At 66.5% G+C, this 26,955-nt stretch carries 33 protein-coding genes, 1 tRNA gene and 1 other RNA gene; 24 read left to right on the forward strand and 11 right to left on the reverse strand.

The genetic code is table 11. The features are described from left to right. The first annotated feature begins 97 nt into the window (after positions 1–97). From AB0L60_RS05975 to AB0L60_RS06015, 9 genes are all read left to right on the forward strand, one after another. Positions 98–955 (forward strand): helix-turn-helix transcriptional regulator, encoded by an 858-nt coding sequence (locus AB0L60_RS05975; RefSeq protein ID WP_364607915.1) that lies wholly within the window; start codon positions 98–100, stop codon positions 953–955. Between the two features lie 193 nt (positions 956–1,148). Next, entirely contained in the window at positions 1,149–2,270 is a 1,122-nt protein-coding gene (gene prfB, locus AB0L60_RS05980; protein WP_364608567.1) for a peptide chain release factor 2, read from the forward strand. Between the two features lie 3 nt (positions 2,271–2,273). Further along, entirely contained in the window at positions 2,274–3,146 is an 873-nt protein-coding gene (locus tag AB0L60_RS05985; protein WP_364607918.1) for a mechanosensitive ion channel family protein, read from the forward strand. Beyond that, a complete protein-coding gene (locus tag AB0L60_RS05990) occupies positions 3,139–3,300 on the forward strand; it encodes a hypothetical protein (protein ID WP_364607921.1) in 162 nt (53 codons plus the stop codon). The genes AB0L60_RS05985 and AB0L60_RS05990 overlap by 8 nt, the downstream gene beginning before the upstream one ends. A 57-nt stretch (positions 3,301–3,357) precedes the next feature. After that, entirely contained in the window at positions 3,358–4,047 is a 690-nt protein-coding gene (gene ftsE, locus AB0L60_RS05995) for a cell division ATP-binding protein FtsE (RefSeq protein WP_354840562.1), read from the forward strand. Next, positions 4,047–4,952: a permease-like cell division protein FtsX gene (gene ftsX, locus AB0L60_RS06000; RefSeq protein WP_364607925.1), complete on the forward strand. Its 906-nt coding sequence runs from the start codon at positions 4,047–4,049 to the stop codon at positions 4,950–4,952. Before ftsE ends, ftsX begins: the two co-directional genes overlap by 1 nt. Before the next feature lie 176 nt (positions 4,953–5,128). Continuing rightward, the gene (gene recQ, locus AB0L60_RS06005; protein ID WP_364608570.1) at positions 5,129–7,234 is read left to right on the forward strand and encodes a DNA helicase RecQ; all 2,106 of its coding nucleotides are present in this window, start codon (positions 5,129–5,131) and stop codon (positions 7,232–7,234) included. A gap of 113 nt (positions 7,235–7,347) precedes the next feature. After that, positions 7,348–7,420 (forward strand) — tRNA-Glu (locus AB0L60_RS06010). 369 nt (positions 7,421–7,789) lie between these two features. Then, the gene (locus AB0L60_RS06015; protein ID WP_364607928.1) at positions 7,790–8,458 is read left to right on the forward strand and encodes a slipin family protein; all 669 of its coding nucleotides are present in this window, start codon (positions 7,790–7,792) and stop codon (positions 8,456–8,458) included. A 66-nt stretch (positions 8,459–8,524) separates the two neighbouring features. On the opposite strand, the gene AB0L60_RS06020 is transcribed toward AB0L60_RS06015, so the two are convergent. Next, positions 8,525–8,809: a putative quinol monooxygenase gene (locus AB0L60_RS06020; RefSeq protein WP_364607931.1), complete on the reverse strand. Its 285-nt coding sequence runs from the start codon at positions 8,807–8,809 to the stop codon at positions 8,525–8,527. A gap of 226 nt (positions 8,810–9,035) precedes the next feature. Between AB0L60_RS06020 and smpB the strand changes: the two genes are divergently transcribed. Both smpB and ssrA read left to right on the forward strand, forming a co-directional pair. Further along, complete coding sequence (gene smpB, locus AB0L60_RS06025) at positions 9,036–9,512, forward strand: SsrA-binding protein SmpB (RefSeq protein WP_154787106.1); 477 nt, start codon at positions 9,036–9,038, stop codon at positions 9,510–9,512. 115 nt (positions 9,513–9,627) lie between these two features. Continuing rightward, positions 9,628–10,000, forward strand: a transfer-messenger RNA (tmRNA) gene (ssrA, locus tag AB0L60_RS06030). 37 nt (positions 10,001–10,037) lie between these two features. Here the strand turns inward: ssrA and AB0L60_RS06035 are convergent. Continuing rightward, on the reverse strand, positions 10,038–11,243 hold the full coding sequence (locus AB0L60_RS06035; protein WP_364607936.1) for a site-specific integrase: 1,206 nt from the start codon (positions 11,241–11,243) through the stop codon (positions 10,038–10,040). Next, positions 11,230–11,742: a hypothetical protein gene (locus tag AB0L60_RS06040; RefSeq protein ID WP_364607939.1), complete on the reverse strand. Its 513-nt coding sequence runs from the start codon at positions 11,740–11,742 to the stop codon at positions 11,230–11,232. Before AB0L60_RS06040 ends, AB0L60_RS06035 begins: the two co-directional genes overlap by 14 nt. A gap of 430 nt (positions 11,743–12,172) precedes the next feature. Between AB0L60_RS06040 and AB0L60_RS06045 the strand changes: the two genes are divergently transcribed. The 10 genes from AB0L60_RS06045 to AB0L60_RS06090 all read left to right on the forward strand — a co-directional run bounded on the left by AB0L60_RS06045 (position 12,173) and on the right by AB0L60_RS06090 (position 18,102). Next, positions 12,173–12,532, forward strand: coding sequence for a hypothetical protein (locus AB0L60_RS06045; protein ID WP_364607942.1), 360 nt, complete (start codon positions 12,173–12,175; stop codon positions 12,530–12,532). After that, a complete protein-coding gene (locus AB0L60_RS06050) occupies positions 12,529–12,948 on the forward strand; it encodes a hypothetical protein (protein ID WP_364607945.1) in 420 nt (139 codons plus the stop codon). The genes AB0L60_RS06045 and AB0L60_RS06050 overlap by 4 nt, the downstream gene beginning before the upstream one ends. Before the next feature lie 383 nt (positions 12,949–13,331). Next, entirely contained in the window at positions 13,332–14,222 is an 891-nt protein-coding gene (locus AB0L60_RS06055) for an AAA family ATPase (protein ID WP_364607948.1), read from the forward strand. Continuing rightward, positions 14,219–14,506 (forward strand): hypothetical protein, encoded by a 288-nt coding sequence (locus AB0L60_RS06060; RefSeq protein WP_364607951.1) that lies wholly within the window; start codon positions 14,219–14,221, stop codon positions 14,504–14,506. The genes AB0L60_RS06055 and AB0L60_RS06060 overlap by 4 nt, the downstream gene beginning before the upstream one ends. Then, positions 14,496–14,900, forward strand: a complete 405-nt coding sequence (locus AB0L60_RS06065) for a helix-turn-helix domain-containing protein (RefSeq protein WP_364607954.1) — start codon at positions 14,496–14,498, stop codon at positions 14,898–14,900. Before AB0L60_RS06060 ends, AB0L60_RS06065 begins: the two co-directional genes overlap by 11 nt. 17 nt (positions 14,901–14,917) lie before the next feature. Next, a complete protein-coding gene (locus AB0L60_RS06070; protein WP_364607957.1) occupies positions 14,918–15,469 on the forward strand; it encodes a hypothetical protein in 552 nt (183 codons plus the stop codon). Then, positions 15,469–15,849: a capsid cement protein gene (locus tag AB0L60_RS06075; protein ID WP_364607960.1), complete on the forward strand. Its 381-nt coding sequence runs from the start codon at positions 15,469–15,471 to the stop codon at positions 15,847–15,849. Before AB0L60_RS06070 ends, AB0L60_RS06075 begins: the two co-directional genes overlap by 1 nt. Before the next feature lie 13 nt (positions 15,850–15,862). Beyond that, a complete protein-coding gene (locus AB0L60_RS06080; protein WP_364607963.1) occupies positions 15,863–16,741 on the forward strand; it encodes a major capsid protein in 879 nt (292 codons plus the stop codon). A 14-nt stretch (positions 16,742–16,755) separates the two neighbouring features. After that, on the forward strand, positions 16,756–17,235 hold the full coding sequence (locus AB0L60_RS06085; protein ID WP_364607966.1) for a phage protease: 480 nt from the start codon (positions 16,756–16,758) through the stop codon (positions 17,233–17,235). A gap of 171 nt (positions 17,236–17,406) precedes the next feature. Further along, positions 17,407–18,102: a CheR family methyltransferase gene (locus AB0L60_RS06090; protein ID WP_364607969.1), complete on the forward strand. Its 696-nt coding sequence runs from the start codon at positions 17,407–17,409 to the stop codon at positions 18,100–18,102. Here AB0L60_RS06090 and AB0L60_RS06095 read toward each other — a convergent pair. Further along, the gene (locus AB0L60_RS06095; protein ID WP_364607972.1) at positions 18,099–19,289 is read right to left on the reverse strand and encodes a helix-turn-helix transcriptional regulator; all 1,191 of its coding nucleotides are present in this window, start codon (positions 19,287–19,289) and stop codon (positions 18,099–18,101) included. The genes AB0L60_RS06090 and AB0L60_RS06095 overlap by 4 nt on opposite strands. A gap of 318 nt (positions 19,290–19,607) precedes the next feature. Between AB0L60_RS06095 and AB0L60_RS06100 the strand changes: the two genes are divergently transcribed. Next, a complete protein-coding gene (locus AB0L60_RS06100; protein WP_364607975.1) occupies positions 19,608–19,775 on the forward strand; it encodes a hypothetical protein in 168 nt (55 codons plus the stop codon). Continuing rightward, positions 19,772–19,957: a hypothetical protein gene (locus tag AB0L60_RS06105; RefSeq protein ID WP_364607978.1), complete on the forward strand. Its 186-nt coding sequence runs from the start codon at positions 19,772–19,774 to the stop codon at positions 19,955–19,957. The genes AB0L60_RS06100 and AB0L60_RS06105 overlap by 4 nt, the downstream gene beginning before the upstream one ends. Before the next feature lie 179 nt (positions 19,958–20,136). Here AB0L60_RS06105 and AB0L60_RS06110 read toward each other — a convergent pair whose 3' ends face one another. Continuing rightward, the gene (locus AB0L60_RS06110; RefSeq protein WP_364607981.1) at positions 20,137–20,349 is read right to left on the reverse strand and encodes a DUF5302 domain-containing protein; all 213 of its coding nucleotides are present in this window, start codon (positions 20,347–20,349) and stop codon (positions 20,137–20,139) included. 135 nt (positions 20,350–20,484) lie between these two features. On the opposite strand from AB0L60_RS06110, the gene AB0L60_RS06115 reads away from it, so the two are divergent. Next, positions 20,485–20,958: an NUDIX domain-containing protein gene (locus AB0L60_RS06115; RefSeq protein WP_364607984.1), complete on the forward strand. Its 474-nt coding sequence runs from the start codon at positions 20,485–20,487 to the stop codon at positions 20,956–20,958. Positions 20,959–21,005: 47 nt separating this feature from the next. On the opposite strand, the gene AB0L60_RS06120 is transcribed toward AB0L60_RS06115, so the two are convergent. The 6 genes from AB0L60_RS06120 to AB0L60_RS06145 form a co-directional block, all read right to left on the reverse strand. After that, on the reverse strand, positions 21,006–22,421 hold the full coding sequence (locus AB0L60_RS06120) for a prolyl oligopeptidase family serine peptidase (RefSeq protein ID WP_364607987.1): 1,416 nt from the start codon (positions 22,419–22,421) through the stop codon (positions 21,006–21,008). Between the two features lie 121 nt (positions 22,422–22,542). Beyond that, complete coding sequence (locus AB0L60_RS06125) at positions 22,543–23,595, reverse strand: Rieske 2Fe-2S domain-containing protein (protein ID WP_364607990.1); 1,053 nt, start codon at positions 23,593–23,595, stop codon at positions 22,543–22,545. 125 nt (positions 23,596–23,720) lie between these two features. Beyond that, positions 23,721–24,425 (reverse strand): DUF899 family protein, encoded by a 705-nt coding sequence (locus AB0L60_RS06130; protein WP_364607993.1) that lies wholly within the window; start codon positions 24,423–24,425, stop codon positions 23,721–23,723. A 70-nt stretch (positions 24,426–24,495) separates the two neighbouring features. Next, complete coding sequence (locus AB0L60_RS06135) at positions 24,496–25,023, reverse strand: phenolic acid decarboxylase (RefSeq protein WP_364607996.1); 528 nt, start codon at positions 25,021–25,023, stop codon at positions 24,496–24,498. 99 nt (positions 25,024–25,122) lie between these two features. Further along, positions 25,123–26,277 (reverse strand): serine hydrolase domain-containing protein, encoded by a 1,155-nt coding sequence (locus AB0L60_RS06140; protein WP_364607999.1) that lies wholly within the window; start codon positions 26,275–26,277, stop codon positions 25,123–25,125. Between the two features lie 113 nt (positions 26,278–26,390). Beyond that, on the reverse strand, positions 26,391–26,921 hold the full coding sequence (locus AB0L60_RS06145; protein ID WP_364608002.1) for a hypothetical protein: 531 nt from the start codon (positions 26,919–26,921) through the stop codon (positions 26,391–26,393). Positions 26,922–26,955: the final 34 nt, after the last annotated feature.

The raw sequence follows: 26,955 nt of genomic DNA on the forward strand, positions 1-26,955 counted from the left end.
CAACTCTGCGAGCCCGGCCGAGCGTTAGGGAGACCACGCTGAGGGTGGTAGTGACAGGGACACGATAAGAACCGCGCCCGTTGCTAGCGTCGAATGCGTGAGTGAGAACGAGCTGGGCCTGTTCCTGCGGCTACGCCGGGAGGCGGTCACGCCCGCCGAAGTGGGCCTGCCGACGGGTCCGCGCCGCCGCACGCCCGGCCTGCGCCGCGCCGAATTGGCCACACTCGCAGGAGTTTCCGTCGAGTACCTGACCCGGCTGGAGCAGGGCCGCGACCGGCACCCGTCCGCGCCCGTGCTGATCGCGCTGGCCGACGCGCTGCGATTGACCCCGGCGCAACGCGTGCACCTACTCAATTTCGCCAAGGCCGGGGATCCGAACTTCAACTGCCGCGGCGGTTCCGGGCCCAACCGCCGCATCCGCCCGGCCGTGCAGGCCATGCTCGATCAACTCGAACCCGCACCCGCGGCCATCATGAACCGGCTCAGCGAGATCCTCGCGGTGACCGACGGCTACCGTGCCCTGTTCGGCCCGATCGGCCTGCTCGACGGCGGTCTGCCCGGCAGCTATGCCCGCTACGTCCTGTCCGACCCGCGCGCCCGCGATGCCTACCCGGACTGGGAACACAAGGCCGACAAGGTGGTCGCCACCCTCAAACAGGGCCCCGGCCGCGCCGATCCCCACGTCAATGCCCTCATGGATGAACTGGCCGCCACCGTCGGCCCCGAATTCACCCGCCGCCTCGACACCCTCCCCGGTCTTCCCGACACCAATGGCGTCGGCCGCCTCACCCACCCCGAGGCGGGTCCCCTGCGCCTGGCCTACGAAACCCTGAACCTCTCCGCCGACGACGACCAATTCCTCATGGTCTACCTCCCGGCCGACGCCGCCACCGCCACGGCCCTGGACCGCCTCGTCGGCCGCCGCCCAGGCGGACTGCGTGCCGTCGCCGGGTGATTTGTCGGAATAGTGCCTGGTGACGGGTTCTTGTCCCGTTCGAGAGGTGACAACTGATTTCGCAACGGCCGGGGTAACTCACCGGGTACGTCCAAAATCGGGTTGGCTCCCAACCGCCGGCACAGGTGCCTAAGTGACTACGGCACTTGGCCGTCCGCTGAAGGCTCGGGGAGGCGGGGTAGCCTTGAACATCGTGCATCCTGACGTCTCCGCTGATCTGGCCGAACTCGACACGACTCTCAAGACCATCGAGTCGGTGCTCGACATCGACGAGCTGGCTCGCCGCATCGATGAGCTGGAGCAGCAGGCGGCCGACCCGGAGCTGTGGAACAACCAGGAACACGCGCAGAGCGTGACCAGTCAGCTCTCCCACGCGCAGAGTGAAATGCGCCGGGTGCGCGACCTCCGCCAGCGGCTCGAGGATCTGCCTGTGCTCTACGAGCTCGCCGAGGCGGAAGAGGGTGCGGATCGCACGGCCGCGCTCGCCGACGCCGATTCGGAGCGGGCCAGCCTGCACGCCGATGTCGAGGCCATGGAGGTCCGGACCCTGCTCTCGGGCGAGTACGACAAGCGTGAGGCGCTGGTCAACATCCGCTCCGGCGCGGGCGGCGTGGACGCCGCGGACTGGGCGCAGATGCTCATGCGCATGTACGTGCGCTGGGCCGAGGGCCACAAGTACGCGGTCGAGATCTACGACACCTCGTATGCGGAGGAGGCGGGCATCAAGTCGGCGACCTTCGCGGTCAAGACGCCCTACGCCTACGGCACGCTATCGGTGGAGATGGGTACGCACCGCTTGGTCCGCATCAGCCCGTTCGACAACCAGGGCCGCCGCCAGACCTCCTTCGCCGAGGTCGAGGTGCTGCCGGTGGTCGAGACCACCGACCACATCGAGATTCCCGAGAACGAGGTCCGGGTCGACGTCTACCGTTCGTCCGGCCCCGGCGGACAGTCGGTCAACACCACCGACTCCGCGGTCCGCCTCACCCACATCCCGACCGGCATCGTGGTCACCTGTCAGAACGAGAAATCGCAGCTGCAGAACAAGATTTCGGCCATGCGGGTGCTGCAGGCCAAGCTGCTCGAACGCAAGCGCCAGGAAGAACGCGCCCAGATGGACGCGCTCAAGACCAACGAGGGCGCGTCCTGGGGTAACCAGATGCGCTCCTACGTGCTGCACCCGTATCAGATGGTCAAGGATCTCCGCACCGGTTACGAGGTCAACAACCCCTCCGCCGTGCTCGACGGCGACATCGATGCCTTCATCGAATCCGGCATCCGATGGCGCATGCGGGAGCAGGCAACCCAGGGGTAGGGCATGAGTTCGATTCTCGCCGCGGGCACCGGAGCCGATTTCGCGAACTGGCTGCGGTCCAGCGGTCTCGAGATCGTGCTGCTGGTCGTCGGCGCCATGTTGTTCAGTCGCGCCGCGACCTTCGTGCGCGACCGCATCACTCGCAAGATCGACGCCGGCTTCCGCAGCAGCGATTCGCTGGTGCGGTCCGAGGCGGCCAAGCATCGGCATGCGCTGGCGCAGGTCATCACCTGGGTGGTGCTGTCCATCGTCTACTTCCTGGTGTCGCTGGAAGTCTTGCGGCGCTTGGGTTTCGAGCTCGGCGGACTGGTCGCCCCGGCCGCGGTGCTCGGCGCCGCCCTGGGTTTCGGGGCGCAGCGGATCGTGCAGGACCTGCTCGCCGGATTCTTCCTGATCACCGAAAGGCAGTACGGCTTCGGTGATGTCGTGCGCATCGCGGTCACTGGCAATTCGACCGAGGCCGAGGGTACGGTCGAGGACGTCACGCTGCGCATCACGACGCTGCGTAGCGCCGACGGCGAAGTGATAACCGTCCCGAACGGTCAGATCGTGAAAGTGACCAATCTGTCGAAGGATTGGGCGCGTGCCGCCATCGACGTGCCCGTTCCCGCCACCGCCGACATCAACAAGGTCAACGAGATCCTGCGCGAGGTGGGGGCCAAGGCCTTCGCCGATCGCAAGCTCAAAGCACTGCTGCTGGACGAGCCGACCGTCATGGGTGTCGAAGATCTCACCGTCAACCAGATGAACATCAAGATGGTGGCCCGGACGCTGCCGGGCAAACAGTTCGAAGTCGGGCGCGAGCTGCGGGTGCGGGTGGCCGCCGCGTTGCGCCGGGAGGGTCTCAGTGTCGGTGCTTATCAAGAGAATGCGTAAGTCCACGGCGATCCTGATTGCCGTGTGGGTAGGAACGTTCGTTCTGTATGTCTTCGTCAAGCCCGCCCAACACGAGACCAACAGCACCCCGCCGATCGTGAACACCATGCTCAGCAACTATCTGCCGAACACTGCCGAGCACACGGGCCGCTGAGCCCGAGTCCGCGCGGTGTAGTCGGCCACAGCGGCGTGCTGGCTACACTGGCTCCCCGTGATAACCCTGCGCAACGTCACCAAGTCGTATCAGACCTCGACGCGGCCGGCGCTGGACAATATCTCCGTCGATATCGAAAAAGGCGAGTTCGTCTTCGTTATCGGGCCCTCGGGCTCTGGAAAGTCCACGTTCATGCGGCTGCTGCTCAAGGACGAGAAGCCGACCACCGGTGAGGTGTGGGTCGCCGACTTCCGGGTCGACAGGCTGCCCGGGCGCAAGGTTCCCAAACTGCGTCAACGCATCGGCTGCGTCTTCCAGGATTTCCGGCTGCTGCAGCAGAAGACCGTGGAACAGAACGTGGCCTTCGCGCTGGAAGTGATTGGCAAATCACGAGCATTCATCAATCGCTCGGTGCCCGAGGCGCTCGACATGGTCGGCCTCGCCGGCAAGGCCGACCGGCTGCCGGGTGAGCTCTCCGGCGGTGAACAGCAACGGGTGGCGCTCGCGCGCGCCTTCGTGAACCGGCCGCTGGTACTGCTGGCCGACGAACCGACCGGCAACCTCGACCCGGAGACCAGCCAGGACATCATGACGCTGCTCGAACGCATCAACCGGACCGGAACCACGGTCGTCATGGCCACCCACGACAACACCATCGTCGACGCCATGCGCCGGCGCGTGGTCGAACTCGACCGCGGGCGCATCGTGCGCGACGACGAGATGGGCGTGTACGGGGTGGGCCGGTAATGCGCGCGGGATTCCTGTTCAGCGAGGTCTTCACCGGCCTGCGCCGCAATATCACCATGACCATCGCCATGATCCTCACCACCGCGGTGTCGCTGACCATGCTGGGCGGCGGTCTGCTGGCGGTCCGCATGGCGGACAAGATCCAGGACTACTACGTCCAGCGCGTCGAGATCCGGTTGTATCTCGACGATCAGGTCTCCAAGACCGATCCGGACTGCACCGGGCAGCCGTGCGCCTCGCTCATGGCGGATCTGAAGAAGCACGACTACGTGGCGAACGTGCAGTTCGTCAACAGCCAGGACGCGGTGAAGGAGGTCAAGGAGACCACCTTCAAGGATCAGCCCGGGCTCGCCGACGAGGTGAGCAAGGACGGGCTGCCCTCCTCGTTCCGGGTGAAGCTCGACGATGTCACCGAATACCGGTCCATCTATGACGATTTCTCCAAGCGGCCCGGCGTCATGACCGTGCTCAATGACATGGACATCGTTGATCGGCTGGTCAGCTTCTTCGTCGGTTTGCGCAATGCGGCCTTCGGTCTGGCGGCGCTGCAGGCGCTGGCCGCGCTGCTGTTGATCGCCAATATGGTTCAGGTGGCGGCGCTGGCCCGCAAGACCGAGGTCGGCATCATGCGGCTGGTCGGCGCCACGCGGTGGTACACGCAGCTGCCGTTCCTGCTGGAGGCGGTGCTGGCCGCGCTGGTCGGATCGGTGCTGGCGGTGGGCGGTCTGTTCGTCGCGCAACCGCTGGTGATCAACCGGGCGCTGGGGTCGCTGTTCAACGACCAGGTACTGCCGCGGATCACGGGCGACGACATCGCGGCCGTCGCGATGATCGTCACACCGATCGGTATCGGATTCGCCGCTCTCACGGCATACGCCGCGCTCCGGTACTACGTCCGCGAGTAGATGCCACGCTCTTCCCTTTGGGGGTGCCTGCTGCATTCATGCAGGCCCCCAAAGCCTTCTCGACTCGCACAGGGTGCGAAGTTCGGGCCATTGGCCCCAACGGCATTCCGGTGTCGGGTGGTGTCCGTAGGATTGCGGGCGTGAGTGCGCCGGAGGTCGAGACCGTAGTCGGAAGCCTGGATGACGCCGGAAGTGATCCGGCGCACCAGGTACTGCGAAAGACGTTCGGGTACGACAGTTTTCGCGGGCCGCAGCGGGACATCGTCGACCAGGTGATCGCCGGTGGCGACGCCCTGGTGCTCATGCCCACCGGCGGCGGCAAATCGCTGTGTTATCAGATTCCGGCGCTGGTGCGGCCGGGCGTGGGCGTGGTGATCTCACCGCTCATCGCGCTCATGCAGGACCAGGTGGACGCGCTCAATGCCGTCGGCGTGCGCGCCGGATTCCTGAACTCCACCCAGTTCCCCGACGAACGGCGCACGGTCGAGGCGCAATTCGTGGCGGGCGAGCTGGATGTGCTCTACCTCGCACCGGAGCGGCTGCGGCTGGAGTCCACCGCGCAGTTGCTGGATCGGGGCAAGATCTCGGTCTTCGCCATCGACGAGGCGCACTGTGTCTCGCAGTGGGGCCACGACTTCCGGCCCGACTATCTGGGCCTGTCGATGGTGCACGAGCGCTGGCCGGACGTGCCGCGCATCGCGCTCACCGCCACCGCGACCGAGGCCACCCGCAAGGAGATCGCCGAGCGACTGGACCTCACCCGCGCCAAGCACTTCGTGGCCAGCTTCGACCGGCCCAATATCCAATACCGGATCGAGGCCAAGAATCGGCCCGAACACCAGCTGCTCTCGTTCATCCAGACCGAGCACGCCGGCGATGCGGGCATCGTCTACTGCCTCTCGCGCAATTCGGTCGAGAAGACCGCGGCCTTCCTGACCGCCAATGGCGTGGAAGCCGTGCCGTACCACGCGGGCCTGGACAATCGCACCCGCGCGGCCAACCAGGCGCGGTTCCTGCGCGAGGACGGGCTCGTGGTGGTCGCCACCATCGCCTTCGGCATGGGCATCGACAAGCCGGACGTGCGCTTCGTCGCACACCTGGATCTGCCCAAGTCGGTCGAGGGCTACTACCAGGAGACCGGCCGTGCCGGGCGTGACGGGCAGCCGTCCACCGCCTGGATGGTGTACGGCCTCAGTGACGTTGTGCAGCAACGGAAGATGATCGACTCCTCCGACGGCGACGCCATGCACCGCCGCCAGCTGCAACTGCACCTGGATGCCATGCTCGCGCTCTGCGAAACCGTGCAGTGCCGCCGCGTCCAGCTGCTGGCCTACTTCGGTCAGCAGGGTGAGCGCTGCGGCAACTGTGACACCTGCCTCAACGCGCCCGAGGCGTGGGACGGCACCGTGCCCGCCCAGAAGGTGCTCTCCACCGTGCTGCGGCTCAAACGCGAACGCGGTCAGAGCTTCGGCGCGGGCCACATCGTGGACATCCTGATCGGCAAGCGCAATCCCAAGGTGGAGCAGCACGCCCACCACGAGCTGAAGGTGTTCGGCATCGGCACCGAGCTGCGCGACATCGAGTGGCGCGGCGTCGTCCGCCAGCTGCTGGCCCAGGGTCTGCTCGCCGTGCACGGCGACTACGGTGTGCTCACCCTCACCGACGCCAGTAACCAGGTGCTGTTCGAGAAGCGCCAGGTCATGTTCCGGCGTGAGCCCGAACGCGCCAAGGCCGCCCGAACCGCCAAGCCCGCCAAGGCATCCCGCCTGGCCGCCGGCGACCTGAGCCAGTCCGACACCGACCTGTTCGAAAAGCTCCGCGCCTGGCGCGCGGCCACCGCCAAGGAGCAGGGCGTCCCCGCCTACGTGGTCTTCCACGACGCCACCCTCCGCGAGATCGCCGCCCGCAAACCCGCCACCCTGTCCGACCTCGCGGGCATCTCCGGCATCGGGGAGAACAAGCGCGCCAAATATGGTGAGGGCGTGCTGGAAGTGATCGCCGCCGGCGGTTCGGGCACCGAAACATCAAGCCCCGCACCGGCTTCCGGTTCCACCGTCGCCACGCCGACCGGCCGGTCGGCGGCCTCGTCCCCGGGATCTCGGTCCGCGGCCTCGAGTGCGAGCCCGCAATCCGCGGTCCCCGAGCGACGCTCCTCGCAGTTCGGCGCCGCGCCGGCCGCCGCGCCGAAACCGAGCCCGGCCACCTTCACCCCCGCCGACGAGATCCCCTGGCCCGACGAAGCGCCACCGGACTTCGACGAGCTCCCGCCCGACTACCAGTGATCGGTGTCCGGAAATGACCTCGCGCACGTCCATTAGCAGGCGATTTGGTTGCTGGGCGGCGGCACGATAAGCTTTCGGAGCTGCCGCGGTCCACGGATCGCAGCGAGCGACCTGGTCCCGTCGTCTAGCGGCCTAGGACGCCGCCCTCTCAAGGCGGTAGCGCGGGTTCAAATCCCGTCGGGACTACTGAGAAAGGCCCTTCAGCGAATGCTGAAGGGCCTTTCTGCATTTCACGTCAGATCCGTGCCCGAAAATCATTGGCGTACACCGCGATACCGTGGCTACCGTGGCTACCGTGGGTCCCGGTCGCTCGAGGGGTGCCCCGGAATCTCCGGATCGCATTCCCCGTTCGAGGGCGGCCACGTCATTCAGGTTGGCGCAGAACAAATCTGCCGGGGTTCGATTCCCTTCGCCGGTACGCCTCGCCCGGTCGGGTGCGGTGCCGTGGCCCTGCGGGCTCCCCGACTTCGGTCGGGGGACGCCCCCACCGCGGTCCCGTGACCGGGCGAGGCGTGCCCGGTCACGCCGAAACCACTGTGGGGGAAGGAGATACGCATGTTCACGACGGTCATGGAATACAAGACGGTCATGGAATACCAGCGCACGCTGCGATTCGAGGACGGCACCCTGCGGGAGGTTCTCGGCCCCGGCCGGCACCGCTACAACAAGGAGCGCTGCACCCTGGTCACGGTCGATATGCGCCCGCGTCTGCTGCGGGTCGGCGGCCAGGAGCTGCTGACCCGCGACGGTCTGTCGCTGCGGGTCAGCTTCGTCGGCGACTGGGTGGTCACCGATCCGGTGACCTTCACCACCGGAGCCCAGTCCGCGGAGGCGGTGCTCTACACGACGGTCCAGGAGGTCGCTCGCGATCTCGTGGCCGCGCACACCCTCGACGAGCTGATCGCCGACCGTACCCGGCTCGGCGCGGGCACCGAGCGCGTGGCGGCCGCCGTCGAACGCCTCGGTATTCGCGTCGAGAGCCTCCGCGCCAAGGACCTCATGCTCCCGGGCGAGCTCCGGAAGGCCGCTCTCGAAACGGTGCTGGCGCGCGAACGCGGCCGCGCCGAACTCGAGCGCGCCCGCGCCGAGGCTGCCGCCTTGCGCTCGCTGGCCAATACCGCGAAGCTCCTGGCGGACAACCCGGTCCTGCTGCGACTGCGGACCCTGCAGGTCGCGGCCGCTCCGGGCACCAAGGTCGTCCTCGACTCGCGGGAGAATGTCTGAGCAGTACGAGCAGCGAGAGGCACGGCACCGCCCCGGCCGGAACATCCCGTTCCTGCCGGGACCGGTTCAGGCCAGCGCGGTCGTATGGTTCTGCTCCCACACCTGGATGTGCGGCCCGAACTCGCTGAGGAAGGCCTGCACGTGCGGAGCCGAGCCGTGAGCGTCGAGCGCCTGGCGTGAATCCCAGTGCTCGAAGCACAGGAATAGTGACGGGTCGTCCTGGTCGCGGTAGAACTCGTAGGTGTGGCAGCCCGGTTCGGCGAGGGTGGGCGCGGTCAGCGTCAGCATCGCCTGCGCGACCCGGTTGGCTGCCGCGGGATCGACCTTGATGCGGATGAAAGCCGTATGCACGGAAGTCCTTCCGAGGAGAGTCACTGTGAACTGGCTCACGCCAGCGCTGTTCTCATGACTAACACCGGGCCCGCCGGGATGGGCTGGGCACGTCCCGGCCACCGGAACAAGACGCCGGCCGGCGTGGTTGAACAACGAGGCCCGATTCCGTCACCGTGCGGGTTCGGGCCGGAGCATCCGTAAGCTGGTTGGGCACTCCGGGCAGCGACGGGACGATAGAGGAGACATGAAGGAAAAGGGGCGCAAGGTCATCGCCAGCAACAAGAAGGCGCGGCACAACTACGCGATCCTCGAGACCTACGAGGCCGGGGTCGCGCTGGTCGGTACCGAGGTGAAGAGCCTGCGCGAGGGCAAGGCCTCGCTGGTCGACGCCTACGCCTCCATCGACGACGGCGAGGTGTGGCTGCGCGGCCTGCACGTACCCGAGTACGGGCACGGCACCTGGACCAACCACGCGCCGCGCCGCACCCGAAAGTTGCTGCTGCACCGCCGCGAGATCGACAAGCTGCTCGGCAAGACCAAGGAGTCCAGCCTGACCCTGGTCCCGCTGTCGATGTACTTCTCCGACGGCAAGGTCAAGGTCGAACTGGCCCTCGCCAAGGGCAAGCAGGACTACGACAAGCGCCAGGACCTGGCCCGACGCGACGCCGAGCGTGAGGTCACCCGCGAACTAGGCCGCCGCATCAAGGGCATGCGCGGCTGACTCCCCGGGACCCCCGGCCGACGGCGAGTTAATGGAATGAACCAAGGTTTGTTCGGTGTTAGGATAGGTAGCCCGGTGAGAGCCGGGTAGTTCATCTGAATCGGTGAACACAGACGGGGCTGAACGGTTTCGACTGCGTACGTTGATTCAGGGGAAGCGTGTCGGTGCAGGCAGGAGACCACCGTATAAGCGTCGCTGTAACCCTATAAGCGCCGATTCTCATCAGCGCGACTACGCTCTCGCTGCCTAAGCAACGAAGCGTGTCTGTCAGCCCGGGTTCGCCCTCGACCCGGTCCCTGGCATCAGCTAGAGGGCTCTACCGTCCGACGCGGTCGCGGCGCCGGACGGGACATCCAACAGCGACTGGGATCGTCATCTCGGCTTGTTCGCGTGACCGAGAGATCCGAGCAGAGGCATAGCGAACTGCACACGGAGAAGCCCTGAAGATGCGGCGGAGGACCCGGGTTCGATTCCCGGCAGCTCCACCAAAAGCCCCTCACTTGCCTAGCAGGTGAGGGGCTTTTTTCATGCCGTGACTACCCGCAGATTGGGCCGTGTGGGCACATTTTGGGCACATCTCGCAGCGGCGGCCCGGAATCCGACGCCCATTCGATCGGCCACACCGTCGAGATCGTCGTCGAACAAGTGCCCGTAGTTGTCGAGTGTCATCGTCGCGGACTTGTGCCCGAGCTGACGTTGGATGGTCTTCACATGTGCACCGCTGGCGATCATGAGCGACGCCGCCGTGTGGCGAAGCTGGTGTGCCGTCACACGCGGGAACGTCGGCGGGCCGTCCGGCTCGCCATCCTCGCCGAGCGGGACCGACGCCGCGATGCGCCGCCCAACCGCTTTGGTGAACCAATGGGTTGTGGTCGGTGGCCGGATTGGAGTTCCGTCCGGCCGTGACCACAGCAGCCCTACGGGGTCGCGTTGCGCCTTGACGATCGGCGCGAGGAGTTCAGTCACTTCGGCGGGAATCGCGACCGATCGTAGTTCCCATGTCTTCGGCGTACCTATCACCGTCCGGGAGTTCACCTTGGACGCCGACCGCACGATGTGGATTCTTCGCCGCTGTAGGTCTACGTCACGCGGGCGAAGCGCGGCCATCTCGCCCCAGCGCAGGCCTGAATACGCGAGCAGCATCACGATTTCGCTGTGCTTGCTGACCTCCGCGGCGAGGTCGGCCACCTGGTCGTGCGTGAGGTATACGTGATCGACCGGCACCCGGCGGGGAAGAGGAATGCCGGCGGCCGGGTTCGCTGGTATCCGACGTTCGTCTACCGCCTCGCTGAGGATGGACGACAGCACCCCGTGAATGTCAGCGACCGTTGACGGCGCGCGGTCAATGCCTGCGATCCAATCGCGAATCTCGGGCCGTGTGATCGACACGAGTTGCCTTGCGCCCCAATGAGGTTCAATGTGCACGCGCCAAATGGAATCGACGCGCTCGGACCACGATTCCTTCGTATGGACCTGCCGCGGTAGCCACGCAGCACCCATCTCGGCGACCGTGAGGCGGCCCATCGACGGCGCGATGTAGTCGCCGGTCATCTTTTTGACCTCAACTGTCGCCGCGAAGTTCTCGGCGTCGATCTTGCGGCGGAATCCGCGTTTTTTCGTCTGCTTACCGTCGGGCTTGCGGTAGCGGACCATGTGGCGCTGATGGTCCCGCTTCGCGCAGTCATCGGGGCAGGACGGCTTGCACAGCTTGTACTGCTCAATCGTCGCCATCGATCAGGCCCATCTCTCGAGCCTTCCGCAGCCACCGTGCTGCGGTCGGTTTGGGCAGCCCAAATTGAAACTGCACGTACTCGGACGCCGGTGTCCTCGTCGCTCGTGCGTACAGAAAGTGCGCGGCCACGCACTCCACATTCTCGGGGGTGGGTCCTTCCCTGCGAATCCGCTCCTTGTCCTCCTCCGTCGGTACGAGGGTCCAGCCCTCGTCATGGGCGAGGAAGCCGACTAGGTCTGCGCCGGCCGTCAAGGACCCGGCAAGGACCTCATTGACTGCGATCGCCCGGAGATCGGTACCGGAGATCGCCGCGCCGGTCGACGCGATATGAACAGCCAGCGGGGCGACGCGGACGCCGTCGAAATCTAGCTCAAACGACAGTTTCCAGCCGGGATGGGGTTCGTCCTCAATGTGAATCGTCCCGGGCAAGAACATGTGGACATGTGGCGCGATCTTCTTCCACTCGGCATCGCGCGCTGGCACGTAGCGACCTGACATAGAACATCCCTTTCGGCCACGAAGAGTGATACATGCTTGACGTATTGGTATCACTACTCTAGATTGCGGTGATGTCGAGTGATACCCAGTTGACTCGACAGTCTCACACGAAAAGGACGCGAATGGAAGGGCATAGAAACCCGCCAGTGGCGACACCGGCGGAGGTCGCCGAGTATCTGCGGACAACCACAGCATCGTTGGCCCAGCAGCGCTACAAGGGCGTAGGGATCCCGTACGTCAAGCTCGGCCGACGGGTGATCTATCGGTGGCCTGACGTCGAGGCGTACGTCAGGGCAAACCTCACTGCCACTGCCGACGGGGCAGGGGCCGCGTGATGCTCCGTGAGCCTCAATCGCAGAGCGGCCCGGGAGCGGCGGCCACCGCTCACCGGGCCAATGAATCCCACCACTTACAACAGAAGGAATTCGCCGTGAAGTCTATCGAACCCACTGATAAGCACCTCCCCGCAGTGCGGTGCGCGTCGTGGTGCGAGAACGGCGATGGGCATCCGCTCGCTGCGTTCGTTGACGAGCAAGCGTGCTGGGGCGTTCCCGTGAGGACCGAACTGTCGACCGAGGATCTGGTGCGGGACAGCGACGGCCAGCACACGCCGTATCTCGAGGTGTTCGCGCATCGCCATGTTGATGGCGCACCTACAGTGCGTGCTCACGTGCAGATCGGCAACGGCGAGTTCGGATTTGGTATGACGATTGCGGAAGCACTCGCCTTGCGAACCGGTCTCGACGCTGTACTCGATCAGGTCGGCGGTGCGTCGGGTGTGATCGCATGACCCCGGGTAAGACTGTCGCTGTCGCCGGCGCCGATGCCCAGCTCGGCCCGATCCTCGCCCGCGCGGTCGCGGACCGTGGGCAGCCCTCAGCGACCCGCGATCGGAAGGCCGTGATCACGCACCGACGCGAACGGCGACGAGCGGCGCGCGAGCTGGACAGCTGCCTGGGCGACGAGTTCGGCGCCGGTCGCGTGTATGCCCCGGGGGAGTACTACCCGGCAGCTGCGCCGCAGATGCTCGCTGAAATTGACGCCGAACACGTTGCGCTGGAACGGATTCGGAACTTCGTGGCCGGTATCGCATGGGCGATTGACCGGGGGGATTCGTTGGCCGAGGTGCGAGCCCGGATCGAGCGGGCCGCCGCCGTGGTGCTGGGGTGCGCGTTGGTCCCCATCGACAGCAAGGAGATCGAGTGACCGCCTCAGCCGAAGACATGGGGCCACCGAAGGCGTGCCCTCGTCACAGCCCGACGCCGGATCCGGCGTGCCCGGACTGCCCTCCGTTCGTCCGTGAGCGCGTGAAGTGGCTGAAGGACGTACTGGAGCCTGAGCAGAACGTGGTCAGCATCGCCGACGGGCGTCCGGTCGAGGAAGTCGGGAACGTTCCCGGTATAGGAGGTGGGAACGTTCCCGAATCGGAAAACAGCAGGTCCCGGCCGATTTCGCCTTCCGGTCGTCCCCAGATCGTTCCCGAGGACTCGGAACGTTCCGGGAACGTTCCCGGAACGTTCCCCCTTCCGGCGTATGTGGACGTGGCCGGACTACTGGACGGGACACTCCCCGAGCCCCCAATCCCGACCGTGTGCGCACGCACTGATGGGATCGGGCTGTTCTACCCCGACCAATACAACGTGGTCTTCGGCGACCCCGAGGGCGGCAAGACGTTGCTCACCGACTACGCGACGGTGTGCGAGCTGGCCGACGGTGGCCGCGTGCTACGCCTGGACCTCGACCACAACGGCCCGCAGTCCACAATCGGGCGGCTGCTCGCCATGGGCGCACCGGCCGAGGTGCTGCGCGATCCGACGCGGTTCCTCTACATCGACCCCGAAGACCGTGTCGAACTGCGCAACGTCGTCGAGCACATGAAGACCTGGACCCCGACGCTCGTTGTGCTCGACAGCATTGGGGAGCTACTTCCGATGTTCGGCAGCAGCAGCAACTCCGCCGATGAATTCACCGATTGCCACCGAACGATCATCAAGCCGTTGGTTCGCACGGGTGCGTGTGTGATCGGGATCGATCACCTGTCGAAAGGCACGGACTCCCGGGCGTATGGCGCTGGCGGCACCATCGCCAAGAAGCGCGCGATCGGCGGCACCTCGATTCGGGTAACCGTGGATTCGGCATTCACTCCCGGCAAGGGCGGCAGTGCGTATCTGGCGATCAATAAGGATCGACATGGCGGCCTACGGAAACATAGCCCGACCGGTGATAAGGAACCGCTCGCGGGCAAGTTCACGATCTGGCCGAACGGCACCGACGGCATGCGCGCCGAGGTGCGAGCGCCCAGCACGGAGGACCGCAATCCGGGGGAGTCGGTGCCGCAGGAGGACATTGACGCAATCGCCGCACTCGATCCAGCGCCCACCACGATCGCCGACGCGCGCGCCCGCCTGAAGTGGCGCAATGACCGAGCCAGCGCCGCATTCAAGGCATGGAAGGCCACGGCGAACGGCGGTGCGGCATGAGCGGGCACGGCGACGACCTAACCCCCGAGCGTGACCCGGCGGCGGCCCGTCGCGAGTTGCGGATTGAGCGCGCGGTGGTGGGTGCGGTGCTGCACGGGTACGGCCGCGACAACTGGGGGTTCAACGACGCCATGACGGATCTGATGTTGCGCGAGAAGGCGCAGATTCTCGAGATCCTTCCGGCGTTGTGGTGGGCACTGTCGCGGCTGCCGCGCGGGATGGAGGAGCCCGACCAGTTGCAGGCGCGACTGGTGGACTTGTATGGGGTGTCCGGTGGCGATTGAGGCGACCCGTCCGGGGGTGGTGCTCGACCTCGACGACGCCGCGTGGGTGGCGCGCGCACTGGCGCATCTGGTCGACAGGATCAACCGTGACCCCGGGGTGGTGCCGGGGGCGCGGCTGGTCGCGGTGACCGAGCGGCTCACCCGGGCTTGCGAGATCGCAAGGCGTACAACATCCGCCGCAAGTCACGGCGCAAGCTCGGCGTTGGTCGAACCGGAAGCGGCCGATGATGCGGCGTATGAGTGGATCACCGCCGTCGAGGCCGCGCGCATTCTCGGCTGCAGCCCGGCCAATGTCCGCGACCGCGCCCAGCGCGGCACCCTCCCTGCCCGGCGCGCCGGTGGCCGGTGGGTGCTGCCCGCCGCTGCGATCGAGCGGGCCGCGCAACAGCGCTGAAGGCCCCGGGGGTGCCCGTGAATGAAACACGCACCGTGCCCGACGTCGAGCTGATCCGGGTCGGGCAGTGGGAGATCTCCACGGGCACATGGTCACCGGGCCGCGCCGACCTCGCATCGGTGGTCGCCGCGTTCAATGCTGGCATTCTGCGCAAGCCGGTGATCAAGCTCGGTCACGTCGATGCCCGTTTCGAGGCCGACCACGACGGTGAGCCGAGTTTCGGGTACGTCGACCGCCTGCGCCTGGCCGAGGACGGTGACCTACTGCTCGGTGATCTGGTGTTGCCCGAGTGGCTGGCCGCCGCCCTGCCGATGCACTACCCGGACCGGTCGGTGGAGGCCCTGCAAGGCTACGAGGGCGCCGGCGGCACCGTATGGCCGCTGGTGCTGACCGGCGTGGCCCTGCTCGGCGCCACCGCACCCGGTATCCACTCGCTGAAGTCGCTGCAAGACCTCGTGGCCGCATCGCGGATCACGTTGCGGCCCAAGGTGTCCCGACCCGGTGATCACCAGCGGACCGTCCTCATCGCGGCGTCGCGTCGCCGCCGCGCGCACCGAAAGGAATCCTGATGCCCTCCACCCCATTGACCAACCCGCGCGTCTACGCGCCCGGCGCTGATATCACCGCCGTCGCGAGTACCGCGGTTACCGGCCGCCGGTTCGTCGCCATCTCCGGTAACCGCAGCGGCGGGAACCTATCGGTCGCGCATGCCACCGCGGCCGGCCGAAAGTTCGGTGTCGCCAAGCACGACGCCGCGGCCGGCGCTCTGGTCGGTGTCGCCCGCGACGGCGTGGTCTGGGTGCGGGCCGCGGGCACCATCGCCGCCTTCGCCGAGGTCGAGGTCGGAGCGAGCGGCCAGGTTGTCGCCAAGTCGGCCGGTGTCGCGGTCGGCTACGCCGTCACCGGTGCCGCGTCCGGCGCCGATGCCGAGATCGTCCTGTACCCCTGAGAGGAACCCACCCATGACATCACCACTGATCCCGCAACTGTCCGGACGGCAGCTGACCGTCGACATTGCACTCAAGCAGCCCACCCTGATCCGCGACCAGATCGCGCGCCTGGCCGATGCTCAGCTCATCCTGCCCAAGCTGTTCCGCCCACTCGGCAAGCCGATCGAGGGCGGTGGACTGCTGTACTCGGTGATCAAGGCATCCGACGGCTACACCACCGACATCGAGAAGCGCGCGCCCGGTAACGAGTACCGCGTCGTGGAAGGTGTGGATCCGGAATCGCGGCTCGCCGAGGTCGACGACTGGGGTGGCAAGTTCCAGGTCCCCGACGAGCAGGTCGACCGCAACGACGTGTCCTACCTCGACCAGCAGACCACCCAGTTGTCCAACACGATCGCCCGCAAGCTCGACACCGCCGCCGTCGCCGCGATCGAGGACGCCATCACCGCCGAAAACACCGTCACCGGTCACTCGTGGGCCAATCTGGTCACCGTGGGGCCGCTGGACGCGCTCACCCCCTCCGGTGCGCGCCCGACCGCCGACCTGTCGGCCGCGCAGCTCGCCGCGGACCTGCAAGAGCTGGGTGTGAAGCATGACCTGCTGATCGTGCACCCGCAGCAGGCGCATTACCTGCGCGTCGCCTACGGCGACAACCTCGACGAGATGCTGAAGTCCGCCGGAGTCGGGTTGTTCCCCAGCCTGCGCATCGGGCCAGGCTCGGCGTACGTACTCGCCGAAGGACAGGCCGGTGTCATCGGGTTCGAGCGCGTGCTCACCGTCGACACCTGGGACGACCGCTCGACCCGCTCGAAGTGGGTGCAGGCCTACGCGGTGCCCGCGTTCGCGCCCGACAAGCCCTATGCGCTCAAGAAGTTGATCGGACTGCTCTGAAGGGAGCCCGCACCATGGCACTGACATTCACCGACGAACAGCAGGCCAAGCTGTTCGACCTGCTCGGGCTGCCGCCCGAGACCGACCCCGCCGACATCGAGGGGATCCTCGCAGTCGTCGGCGACCTCGCTAGTCAGGCGCAAGGCGCCAGCGGCAAGCCATCCGACGTCGCTGCCGCCGCCAAACGGCATGGCCTGGAGGCCGTCGACACTGCCACCATGACTGCGCTGCGCGCCGACGCCGCCGAAGGCCGACGGTTGATCGCGGCCGCGGCCAAGGCCAAGGTCGAGGGCGCCGTCGACGACGCGATCCGGCACGGCAAGATCACCCCCGCACGGCGCAAGCACTGGGTCGACCTCATCACCGCAGATAACGCCATGGCCGATGTCCTGGCGTCCGTGCCCAATGAGACCGCGGTGCCGATGACCGAGCTCGGGCACGGCCAGACCATCGACGGCGACGGCATCACCGACACCCCGGTCTGGTTCAGCTGACCTCGCCACCCCGCCCCCGGAAAATATTCGGGGGGCGGGGGCCCTGACTTCGCCGCGGTAGTCAGGATTTTTTTGTACGGGGGCTGAAAACGTGGGCGCAAACGCCCGATTCGACCTGATCGGAGTGTGTTTCGAGCACGGTCCGGTCTCTGACATGACGAGGTATCCCCGATGCTTGACCCCCGACTGGAAGTGACCGGATTCGGTGCCTACCCGCACCGCTTCGCCGCCCTGGTCGACATCGTTTCTCGACGCTCAAGGCCTGTGTCGATCATCTCGGCAGCCTGCCACAACGGTGCGGAGACCTATTCGGCCGCAATGTATCTCCACGATGCCGGAATCGCGGCTCAGATCGTCGCGCACGACGGCGACGCCGGGCACCATGAGCGGGCCGTCTGCGGCGAGTATCTACGCACGGAGATCGAGATTGATTTCGCGATGGGTCGACTGCCGCAACGGTTCCGGCGCTACTTCGTCCCGTGCGTCGACCCAGACCGATTGACGATTCGCGAGGACATACGCGCAATGGTCGACGTTGCGCTATCCCCGCGTCTGCTCCCGCGGGACGGGATTGCCTCGGCCGACGTGATCATGATCCGTAACGCCTGGGTGCACCTGCGGCCTGGGCAGCGGCTCGACCTACTTGGCCGACTGCGGAGCGCTCTGAATCCATCCGGCGTGATCTTCACCCGGTCCAACCACCGCGCCGAAATGTCCGCAGCCTGCCCAGAACTGACGGCGCAACCGATCGGGCGGTCTCAACACATCTACGGCCGTCCGTGGCCTGATTTCCGGGACCGTCTCGCACCCATCGCCATGGCACCCGCAGTTGATCCGCTGCCGAACCGAGCGGGTTCCAGAGACTAGATCTTGACGTTGGCCCACTTGGCGAAGTGTGCGAGTTTGTCGGTGCCGCGCCGAGTGTGGGCGAGCACGCGCAAGGTTTCGTGGACCTGGGGATGATTTCGGGTCAGTTCTGGCGCGATCATGCGCGCCTGCTCGAGGCTCCGGAACGCTTGAGCCTTGTTGCCGTGCAGCAGCCAGGCCCGCGACACATCGATGTAGAAGTGACCAGCCCGGGACGGGGCCACCGATCCCGCCAAGTGGATCCGCTCGGCCCGAGACAAGGCCGTTGTACCGTCCGACAGCTCGACAGGCACAGCGACGGAATGGATATCGACGTTCGACGGTCGGAATCCTGTGCCGTAGTTGCTGTACCGGCTCCCCTGGATCGCCGCAGCGACGCCGCCCGCCTCCGCGAGGTGCGATTCGGCAGTGTCGCGATCGAGTGCCCGCGCCGACAGGATCGAGCCGCGCAGGTGCAGCGCGCCACGCACCGCCAACAGGTCGGGCGTGGTCGGAAGTTGCTCGCTCGCCGCGTAGGCCCGGTCGATCGTGCGCAGCCCGCCGGCGTATGCGCCCGAGTAGAGCAGGATCAACGCCCGGTTGTACTCGGCAGCGATCGGCCATATCGGGTCGCCGCTGCGATCGGCAGCCCACCCGCACCGCTCCGCCGCCAGGCCCGCGAGATCGAGATAGCCGTATTGGTAGGCGAACAGCATCGCCTTGCTGTAGGCGTAGGCCAGCGCCGAGTGGACCTCCTCGCGCTGCGCGCCCGGAAGATCATCGTCGGCGAGCTGGTGCAGACCGCGGATCACGTCGGGAAGCTCGGCGGTCATGTCGCTGTACCGGGCCCGTCTCATGCCCTCGCGCACTCGGTCGAGTGCATCGGCGAGATCACCGAAGCTGGACGGCCCGGTCACAGGCTCATCATCGTATGCCACGATCGCGCGGCGCAGCTCTGGAATGGTCGCGTGCGCTGCGCCCGCGTCGCCCTGTTCCTGCTCGTACGGCTGACCGTTCAAATCGCCCACGCTCACACCGAGAACTCGCGCGGCGGCCGCTGTGAGCGCCGGTGTCGCGGCGCGGTCTCCCTGCTCCACCTTGCGCAGCAGCGACAGCGACACATTTGCTTTCTGCGCCAACTGCACCTGAGTGAGCCGGGCAAGTCTGCGCGCCCTGGCAATACGCGCGCCGACCCCCAAGTCATCCATGACTCAACGGTGCCACACAGTGTGATACTTCGCAGGTCCCTGGCCAGACAGGCTGACCATGAGAGCCCCGCCGCCAGGTCGATCACCGGTACCCCTTGCCTTGCTCCCCGGCGGTGGGCGCCTCTCCCACGATGAAAGGGGCATCAGGTGACGAAACCCAGGGCAATCGGATATCTGCGGCGCGACATTTCCGGCGCCCGCCAGGACTGGGACGAAACTCAATTGCGCAGCCTCGCAGCGCGATTCGGCTACGACTTGTGCAAGACCCTCGCATTCGGGCCCGAAACTGACCGGCCAGTGCATCGGCTACATGTCGCCGTGAGCAGAACCGAAGCCGTGGCCGTATTCGTCCCGAGTGTCCGTCACTTCGACGACGGCAGAGTGCCGGCCGAATTGATCGCCGCCGCCGACGTGGTCACTGTCGACGACCAGCACACCCACACCCGTCCGGCCGAGCCCGCAGACTCGTCCAGAGATCGCCGATGAACAGCCCGCGGCGCAACCCTGGACGCGAGGGCGGACCGATGGCGTGGCGACACGACGCGTATGGCATCACGCCGATCGGCGACGATGGCTTCCCCGTCGACGAGGCGGCCCAGCATGAGGCTGCCTTCGAACTAACCGGCGGTGGGCACATTTTGGGCACAACTTGCCGTGAAAAAGAGTGATTTGCCGTGAATTGCAGTGATGTATTTTCGCAGGTAGAGCCCGAATCGGTACCCCCGCCAGGGGTCTGACCCGGGTTCGATTCCCGGCAGCTCCACTGAGAAGGCCCGGTCCCTGCGGACCGGGCCTTCGTCATTCTGTTGTTCACGTGGCAGCCGGAGTTACGGCTGCGCTCCCGTGACTAGCCGCCTGCTCGGCGGCGGAAGGTGCGTTTGCCGCCTGCTCGAGCGTGGGTGCCGTGCACCTTGGCGGAGTGTTGGGTGGAACTGCCTGCGGAGGCGTGGCCATTCTTTCGGTCGAGTGCTTCTCGGAACTTCCGTTTGGTTGTCTCCTCCGGCGTCTCGATGGCATCACCCGCGAGTAGCTCGGCTGGGACTTCTTGTTCGTCGGCCATTGGCCCAGCCTATCGTTGCGTTTCGCCTCTGGCGTGTTGCCAGGCCGCAGCGGATCATGCTCACCATGGCGTTCAGCGAGGCTGGGCGCAGATTTACTTGTGTCCGTGGGAGGTTCGACCCGAGCCGGAGGCCGCATGAGCAGGATGTATCTGTGTTGTGACATCAACGGCGATGCTCACCTGGTGCCCGAAGCTGAACTGGTTCAACGGACGTCGGTGTATCTCGTGGCGCTTTGCGACAATGCGGTGCTGCTGGTTCGAGATGGCACCGGGCAGAAGGGGAGATGGGATTTGCCCGGTGGGGGTCTCGAGCCTGGAGAGGGGCGTCTGGATGCTCTCGATCGGGAGCTGCTGGAGGAGACGGGACTTCGGCCGGCAGGTAAGCCCGCTTATCTCTGTGAGTTCGTCGAATACTTCTACGACCTTCAGTCCCGGCGAGGTTGGGAATCGACGCGGTGCTACTACGTTGGCGGTGTAGTGGGAACCGTGCGTCCTCACGGCAATGATGTTGATGTCGCTGCCTGCCAATATGTTTCGCTTCCGCTGTCTGTAGCCGAAGTTGGGGCGGTGGCACGGAAGATAACGCAACTGGCGCTGCTGTCTGGTTGATGAGGGGAAGCTCCGGGGCGATGTTTGGATCGCGGTGGTGAGCCGGCTCATCGGCTGAACAATTGCCAGTGCAGGGCCCAGGGCACGAATGCCATTGCAGTTGCGAGCAGTATGAGCGTTTGCCGACGTAGTGGTGCGTGCATTTGGGCTCGTGTGCGCCAGGTCGACAGGGCCAGGATGGCTGCGGTTATTGGGACGGCCAATGCCAGTGCGTGGAGCAGGAGCCAGGGCAGTGGCTGGCCGAGGATGAGGGCTGTCGGCGGTAGCTTGCCACCTGTGGCCAGGATTCCAACGACGTAGGTCACGGTGCCCAGGGTGGCCAGCAGTCCTACGGCGGACACTGCTCGAGCTGCCAGGTGTGGTCCGCGGCCGACTTCGGATGGACTGCGTCGCAGTATCATCCGGCCGAGGGCGGAGAGTGGGTAGGTGGCGAAGCCGAGCAGTAGGGCAGCCAGTGCTGCGTACTCGAGGCCGGGGTGGGTGCCTGGCGCGCGGCCGGCTGTCTGGTGGGGCGGGGTGGCGGCGCTGGTGGGTGGTGCTTGATCGGCCGCTACCGCGTGGATCCAGTCGGTCATGACGTCGGTGTAGCCGGGGTCGAGTTCACCGAGCGGCTTGCCCTCGAAGAGTTCGCCGCCGACGCTGTCGAACCCGTCGGTGGTGCGATGGCCGTTGTGGCCGGCATGCGGTACTAAACGAGTTGTCACCGAGTGATTTCCGGCGGCTACCAGTTCGTGTTGGAAGATCGTCGCGCTCTCGCCGCTCGGCACCTTCACATCGTGGTCACCCCACAGCGCCAGTACGGGCACTCGCACGTGCCGCAGAGCGGGCACCGGGTCGTAGTCCGCCTCCGGGAACGCGCCGAGTCCCTCGACCACAGCAGCGCCGGGGCCGCTCACTGCATCCGGCAGGTGGCCGGACACGCCGTTGTGCCGCAGCAGATTCGAGAGATACCAGGTTTGGGTGCGTAAGGGTGTCAGTCCGGACCCGCCGATGGTGACCACGAAACCGACCGTCGACGAGCGGGACGCAGCGAGTGTCGCCACCCAGCCGCCCTCGCTGAACCCCCACAGGCCAACGCGAGCGGCATCCACATCGGGTCGATCGCGCAGCAATCGCACCCCGGCGAGTGCATCGTCGGCCAGTACCGAGAAGTCCCGGTGGCTGGTCGAGTATCCGACAGTGCGTTTGTCCACGACCAGCGTAGTGATGCCCGCGCGCGCGAAAGCTGCTGCCTCGGGATGGTATTCGGCCCGAGGCCCCGGCCCCGACCCGCCGATGAGCACGATTCCCGGATGCGGCCCGGCCCCGGTGGGCCGGTAGACCGCCCCGCGCAGCGTCACCCCGTCGCTGTCGAAGGCCACCTGCTCCTGCTCGGGATCGGCAGGTCCGGGTTGCGCTTCGGCCTTGCCCCCACCGATTCCCCAGCACAGCAGGACCAGCATCGCGATGATCATCACTCGCATACCGGAAACATAGGGACGTCAACCACTTCCGGGCATCGCACCACGGTACTGAGGCTCCTCATCCTGCGGTACCGGACAGAGCGGGCCTTCTTGTTTCCAAAGGCCGATATGGGGCTGACTTCTAGTGGAGAGGTTCCAGGTCGCGGGTAGTGCCGGGCAGTGCCAGATCTTCCAGGGCCTGCGGGGACTGGGGTGGGTAGAACTGGGCGTACCAGCGGCGGAGGGACTTGATGCCCTTCTCGTGGGGGAGGAGGACGGGGCGGGAGCGGTGGATTTTGTGGTCCCAGATGGCCAGTTCTTCGCGGACCTCGCCGAAGGCGACCAGGCGGAGGGCGAGTTTGAGAATTGGGGCCGTGAAAGGGAATCCGGGGCGGCGGCGGATGTAGTAGAGCATGCGGAGTTCGCTGGTGGTGTCGTCGATGGGGGTGGTGAGGGCGATGGCGGTCATGGTGATCAGTGCGCCGGTCGTGCGGACGACCATGACACCGGGGCCGTACATGAAGACGTCGAAGCTGTTGTCGACCGGGTAGCCGAGGACGGGTTTGCAGAAGCGGGTGTGGATTTCGGCGAAGGGGCCGTCGGGGATGAGTTCCTGGACCGGGGGCTCGCTCTGGCCGTGGATGTGGTGAAAGTGGGATTCGTCGACGATGTTCTCGCGCATCTCCTGGATGTGGATACGCGATTGCAGGACATCGTCGATGGGGCGGGCGAAGGCGCGATCGGTGGCCTCGGGAATCTCGGGCACTTCCCACAGCGGTTCGCCGGCACCGGAGTAGACGAAGATCAGCCCGCTGTGCTCGCGCACCGGGAATCCGCCCAGCGTCACCCGCGGCGGGCGGGATGCGAAAGGCGCTGAGGCGCAGGCACCGTCGGCATCGAAACGCCAGCCATGGAACGGGCACTCCACCTGTCCGTCCACCACCCGGCCCCCCGCACCGAGGTGGGCGCCGTAGTGCGGGCAGTGCGCGTCGCGGACAGTGGCCCGGCCATCGCTGCCCCGGAAGGCGATCAGCGCCCGCCCGAAGTAGTGCAGATTCACGATCTTTCCGGACCGCAGGTGCTTGCTGCGCAACACCGCATACCAGCCCTCGGGCACCGTCGGCATCGGATAGTGGTCAGCGCGCGGATCGCGCGCCAGCTCGGACAGGCCCGAACGATCACGTCGAAGGAACACGCCGCAACCCTAACTGGAACCTGTTACAAACAATGAACGGAACCGTCGGTTTGCTGTGAATCGTGTTGGACAGGAACGCAACTCGACTCGTGATCGGACGGATATTCGTTATTCCTCTGGCGGCCTCAGGGATTCGGACTGCCGTAGGTGGCGGCGATGTCTTTGGAGCTGGGCCAGCGGTTGTAGGTGGGGGACTGGGGCCAGCCGGTGGGGACGTCCTGCCAGTCTTCCTGGCGGCCGTAGGGGAGGAGGTCGATGAGGGGGAAGGTGTGGGTCAGTTGTTCGACGCCGCGGCCGTTGGTGTGCCAGGTGCGGTAGACGGTGTCGCCGTCGCGGAGAAAGACGTTGACGCCGAAGCCGCCGCCGGGCGGGGCGTCGATGTCCGCGCCGAATGGGCTGTTGGCCGTGGAGTACCAGGGCATCCGGTTGCCGACGCGGCGCTTGTAGGCGAGGGCCTCGTCGATCGGGCCCTGGGTGACGATGACGAAGCGGGCGTCGTAGAGGTCCAGGAATTCCAAACGGGTGAATTGCGAGGTGAATCCGGTGCAACCGGGGCATTGCCATTCCTCGCCCGGGAACCACATGTGGCTGTAGACGACCAATTGGGACTTGCCGGCGAAGACGTCGGCCAAGCGGACCGGGCCGTCCTCGCCTTCCAGGGTGTAGTCGGGCAGTTCGACCATCGGCAGGCGGCGGCGCTGGGCGGCGATGGCGTCGAGCTCGCGGGTCGCGGCCTTCTCACGGATACGCAGTGCTTCGAGTTCGGTCCGCCAGGTGTCGATGTCGACAACGGACGGCAGCGGGTTGGTGCTCACGGAATCCTCCCTCATCGGGTTCACAGAGTGCGTGTTGTAGGCATAGACGCCGCGGGCGCGCAGAATTCATCGGCGAGCCGCCGAATCAGTTGGTGCGATTCGCGTAATCGAGGGGGAGTTTGGCCGGTGGGCAGTCGATGACGGTGTCGTCGTCGGGTTCCCGGGTTTCGAGGTAGGTGATGCGACCGGTGGAGGCGACCAGGGTCTGCGGGTAGGTCGGGCCCTGGTCGCGGTCGGCGATGATCTGCGGGATGTCGTCCTCGTAGTGGCCCAGGGTGCTCTCGGGAAAGTCGAGCATCCACTGCGGATAGCAGATCGTCGTGTGCACCCGGCGCTCACGGAGCCAGACGATGAGCACGGTGACCGCCCCGGTCGGCTCCACCCAGGCGATCTTGTACATATCGCCGCTGAGCTGGATCATCTTGGCCGGTTGCGCCGTGGACCAGCGCCCGAACATCGGTCCCATCAGGCAGCGGAAGGCGACAGTCTGCGAATTGCGCACGTACAGGTCGAACTTCCAGCCGTTCTCGTACGCATAGATCAGATGTCGCCCGACGATTCCCGTCAGGTCACCGGCCAGGGCCGGTGCGGCGGCGGCATCCTCGGCGCTCATCGCTAACTCCTCTCGGCCGACCTGCGTCAGGACCCGGGCGTCGCGCTCAGCCTATCCGCTGAGCACGCCTTCCCCGATGATCTCCACGGATGTTCCAGATCAGGGCAGGGGCGGCGCGCGGTCGGGCACCAGCAGGGCGGCGATGGCGGTGCCGATGGGGATGGCGTTGTCGGTGTCGGGCTTGGCGGTCGGACCCCGGGTGGCGTAGACGACGATGGTGGTGTCGGATTTGGTGTCGTAGAGGGCGATGCCGTTGTAGCCGCCGTAGGCGGGGTTCATGAACAGCCAGTCGGCCATGTGGGGCACGCCGAAGGCGAAGTACTTCTGGGCGGTGAGCGGGCCGAGGCCGGCGGTGGAGGGGGCCATCATCTGCTGGAACTGGCTGGTGGAGAGCAGTTCTCCCGTGCCGAGGGCCCGGACCCAGCGGCCCACGTCGGTGACGGTGGAATTCGTGTTGCCGGAGTGCAGGAATGCCGTCGGATTCCAGAAGGTGGCATCTTCGAAGATCTTTCGCTCGTCGGTGTAGCCGTGCAGGATCGGCTCGTCGATCCGGGCGGTGCGGACCACCGCGGAATGCCGCATGCCGAGCGGGCCCAGGACGTACTGGGAGATCAGATCGCCCAGCGATTTGCCGCTGGCCAGCTGCAGCACCTCGCCCAGGACGACCAGGTCGCTGTGGGCGTAGGCGAAGCTGGTGCCGGGATCGAACAGGGGCGGGCGGGCATTGGCCAGGTCGAACAGCTCCTGGGCGGTCCAGGTGTGGAACGGATTGTCGGCGAAGCGTTTCAGGAAGTCGGGGTCGGTGACGTAGTCGGAGATTCCGGAAGTGCTGTCGGCGAGCATGCGCGGCGTGATGCGGTCGGCGCGCGGGAAGGTCGGCAGCCATGTGGCGATCGGCTGGTCCATGGACAGGGTGCCGGCCGCGTCCAGATGCCACAGCACGGTGGACAGCATCGGCTCCATGGGCTGGCCCACCCGCAGCTGCATGTCGGTGGTCGCGGGGATGCCCAGCGGCGAGTCGCCCGCCGCGCCGATGGTGATCGGATTCTTGCCCCGCCACACCCCGTAAACCGCTGCGGTGAGGTCGAGTTGGGTCAGTTTTGTGCGCACGATATCGGCGATCTGCGCGGCTTCGGGGGAGTTGGCGCCGGAGCTCTGCGTCCCACCGCCCCGATCGGATCCGCAGGCACCGGCGGCCACGGTCAGCACGATCGCCAGGACCGCACCCACTCGGCATCGAGTCGACACACCCATCACCGGATCCCTTCATCGAAGAAGACGGCCCGAGCAGCGTGGACGACAATCTACGCCGCCGCTCCGGCCGTCTTCGCCATGGATCACCGAGGTTCAGCTGAGCTGCGCAGCGTTCAGCTGGGCTGGGGCGCAGCCGGGCCGGGCTGGGTTGCCGACGCCGGATTGATCAGACCGTCCGCCATACCGACGGCCGCCCCGACACCTGCGCCGAGCGCCATGAACGGTGCGGCGACCATGGCGTAGCCGATGACGCCGCCGATGGCCGGGACGATGACCAGGCCGATCGGTGCGAAGGGGAGTCCGGCGATCGCGCCCGAGACCACGCCGACCAGTGCGCCGGTCCACGCGATCGGACTGGCCAGGACGGACCCGACCGAAGCGCCGATGGCAGCGTCACCGAGGACGGCCTTCGCGATACTGGTGGAGCGGGCATGGTCGAGCCCGGCCGCTTCGAGCGACTGCGCCAGACCGGCTTCCGTGCCCGTGGTCGCGGTATTGATCTGCTGGGTCTGTTCGGGGCTCAGAAAGAACGGCCGGTCGAGCTGGAGGGTGCCGATGTGAATCGACGAGTCCGGGATATCCAGGGCCGGCTGATCCGCCACGGCCGGTGGCGCTTCCTCGGCCAGGGCGGGTGTTACTCCCATGAGAACCAGGGAGAGGGGAAGCGCCCCCGCAACG

This window comes from Nocardia sp. NPDC051981 (genome assembly GCF_040680715.1).
GTDB lineage: Bacteria > Actinomycetota > Actinomycetes > Mycobacteriales > Mycobacteriaceae > Nocardia.

Excerpts from the sequence above, each read along its gene's own strand:
- AB0L60_RS06140 (WP_364607999.1), bottom strand. The coding sequence starts at position 26,277 with ATGGGTGTGTCGACTCGATGCCGAGTGGGTGCGGTCCTGGCGATCGTG.
- AB0L60_RS06050 (WP_364607945.1), top strand. The coding sequence starts at position 12,529 with ATGACCCCGGGTAAGACTGTCGCTGTCGCCGGCGCCGATGCCCAGCTC.
- AB0L60_RS05985 (WP_364607918.1), top strand. The coding sequence starts at position 2,274 with ATGAGTTCGATTCTCGCCGCGGGCACCGGAGCCGATTTCGCGAACTGG.
- AB0L60_RS06105 (WP_364607978.1), top strand. The coding sequence starts at position 19,772 with ATGAACAGCCCGCGGCGCAACCCTGGACGCGAGGGCGGACCGATGGCG.
- AB0L60_RS06110 (WP_364607981.1), bottom strand. The coding sequence starts at position 20,349 with ATGGCCGACGAACAAGAAGTCCCAGCCGAGCTACTCGCGGGTGATGCC.
- AB0L60_RS06120 (WP_364607987.1), bottom strand. The coding sequence starts at position 22,421 with ATGCGAGTGATGATCATCGCGATGCTGGTCCTGCTGTGCTGGGGAATC.
- AB0L60_RS06085 (WP_364607966.1), top strand. The coding sequence starts at position 16,756 with ATGGCACTGACATTCACCGACGAACAGCAGGCCAAGCTGTTCGACCTG.
- AB0L60_RS06095 (WP_364607972.1), bottom strand. The coding sequence starts at position 19,289 with ATGGATGACTTGGGGGTCGGCGCGCGTATTGCCAGGGCGCGCAGACTT.
- AB0L60_RS06130 (WP_364607993.1), bottom strand. The coding sequence starts at position 24,425 with ATGAGGGAGGATTCCGTGAGCACCAACCCGCTGCCGTCCGTTGTCGAC.
- AB0L60_RS06145 (WP_364608002.1), bottom strand. The coding sequence starts at position 26,921 with ATGGGAGTAACACCCGCCCTGGCCGAGGAAGCGCCACCGGCCGTGGCG.
- AB0L60_RS06040 (WP_364607939.1), bottom strand. The coding sequence starts at position 11,742 with ATGTCAGGTCGCTACGTGCCAGCGCGCGATGCCGAGTGGAAGAAGATC.
- AB0L60_RS06090 (WP_364607969.1), top strand. The coding sequence starts at position 17,407 with ATGCTTGACCCCCGACTGGAAGTGACCGGATTCGGTGCCTACCCGCAC.
- AB0L60_RS06080 (WP_364607963.1), top strand. The coding sequence starts at position 15,863 with ATGACATCACCACTGATCCCGCAACTGTCCGGACGGCAGCTGACCGTC.
- ftsX (WP_364607925.1), top strand. The coding sequence starts at position 4,047 with ATGCGCGCGGGATTCCTGTTCAGCGAGGTCTTCACCGGCCTGCGCCGC.
- AB0L60_RS06060 (WP_364607951.1), top strand. The coding sequence starts at position 14,219 with ATGAGCGGGCACGGCGACGACCTAACCCCCGAGCGTGACCCGGCGGCG.
- AB0L60_RS05990 (WP_364607921.1), top strand. The coding sequence starts at position 3,139 with ATGCGTAAGTCCACGGCGATCCTGATTGCCGTGTGGGTAGGAACGTTC.
- smpB (WP_154787106.1), top strand. The coding sequence starts at position 9,036 with ATGAAGGAAAAGGGGCGCAAGGTCATCGCCAGCAACAAGAAGGCGCGG.
- AB0L60_RS06035 (WP_364607936.1), bottom strand. The coding sequence starts at position 11,243 with ATGGCGACGATTGAGCAGTACAAGCTGTGCAAGCCGTCCTGCCCCGAT.
- AB0L60_RS06075 (WP_364607960.1), top strand. The coding sequence starts at position 15,469 with ATGCCCTCCACCCCATTGACCAACCCGCGCGTCTACGCGCCCGGCGCT.
- AB0L60_RS06135 (WP_364607996.1), bottom strand. The coding sequence starts at position 25,023 with ATGAGCGCCGAGGATGCCGCCGCCGCACCGGCCCTGGCCGGTGACCTG.
- AB0L60_RS06015 (WP_364607928.1), top strand. The coding sequence starts at position 7,790 with ATGTTCACGACGGTCATGGAATACAAGACGGTCATGGAATACCAGCGC.
- AB0L60_RS06115 (WP_364607984.1), top strand. The coding sequence starts at position 20,485 with ATGAGCAGGATGTATCTGTGTTGTGACATCAACGGCGATGCTCACCTG.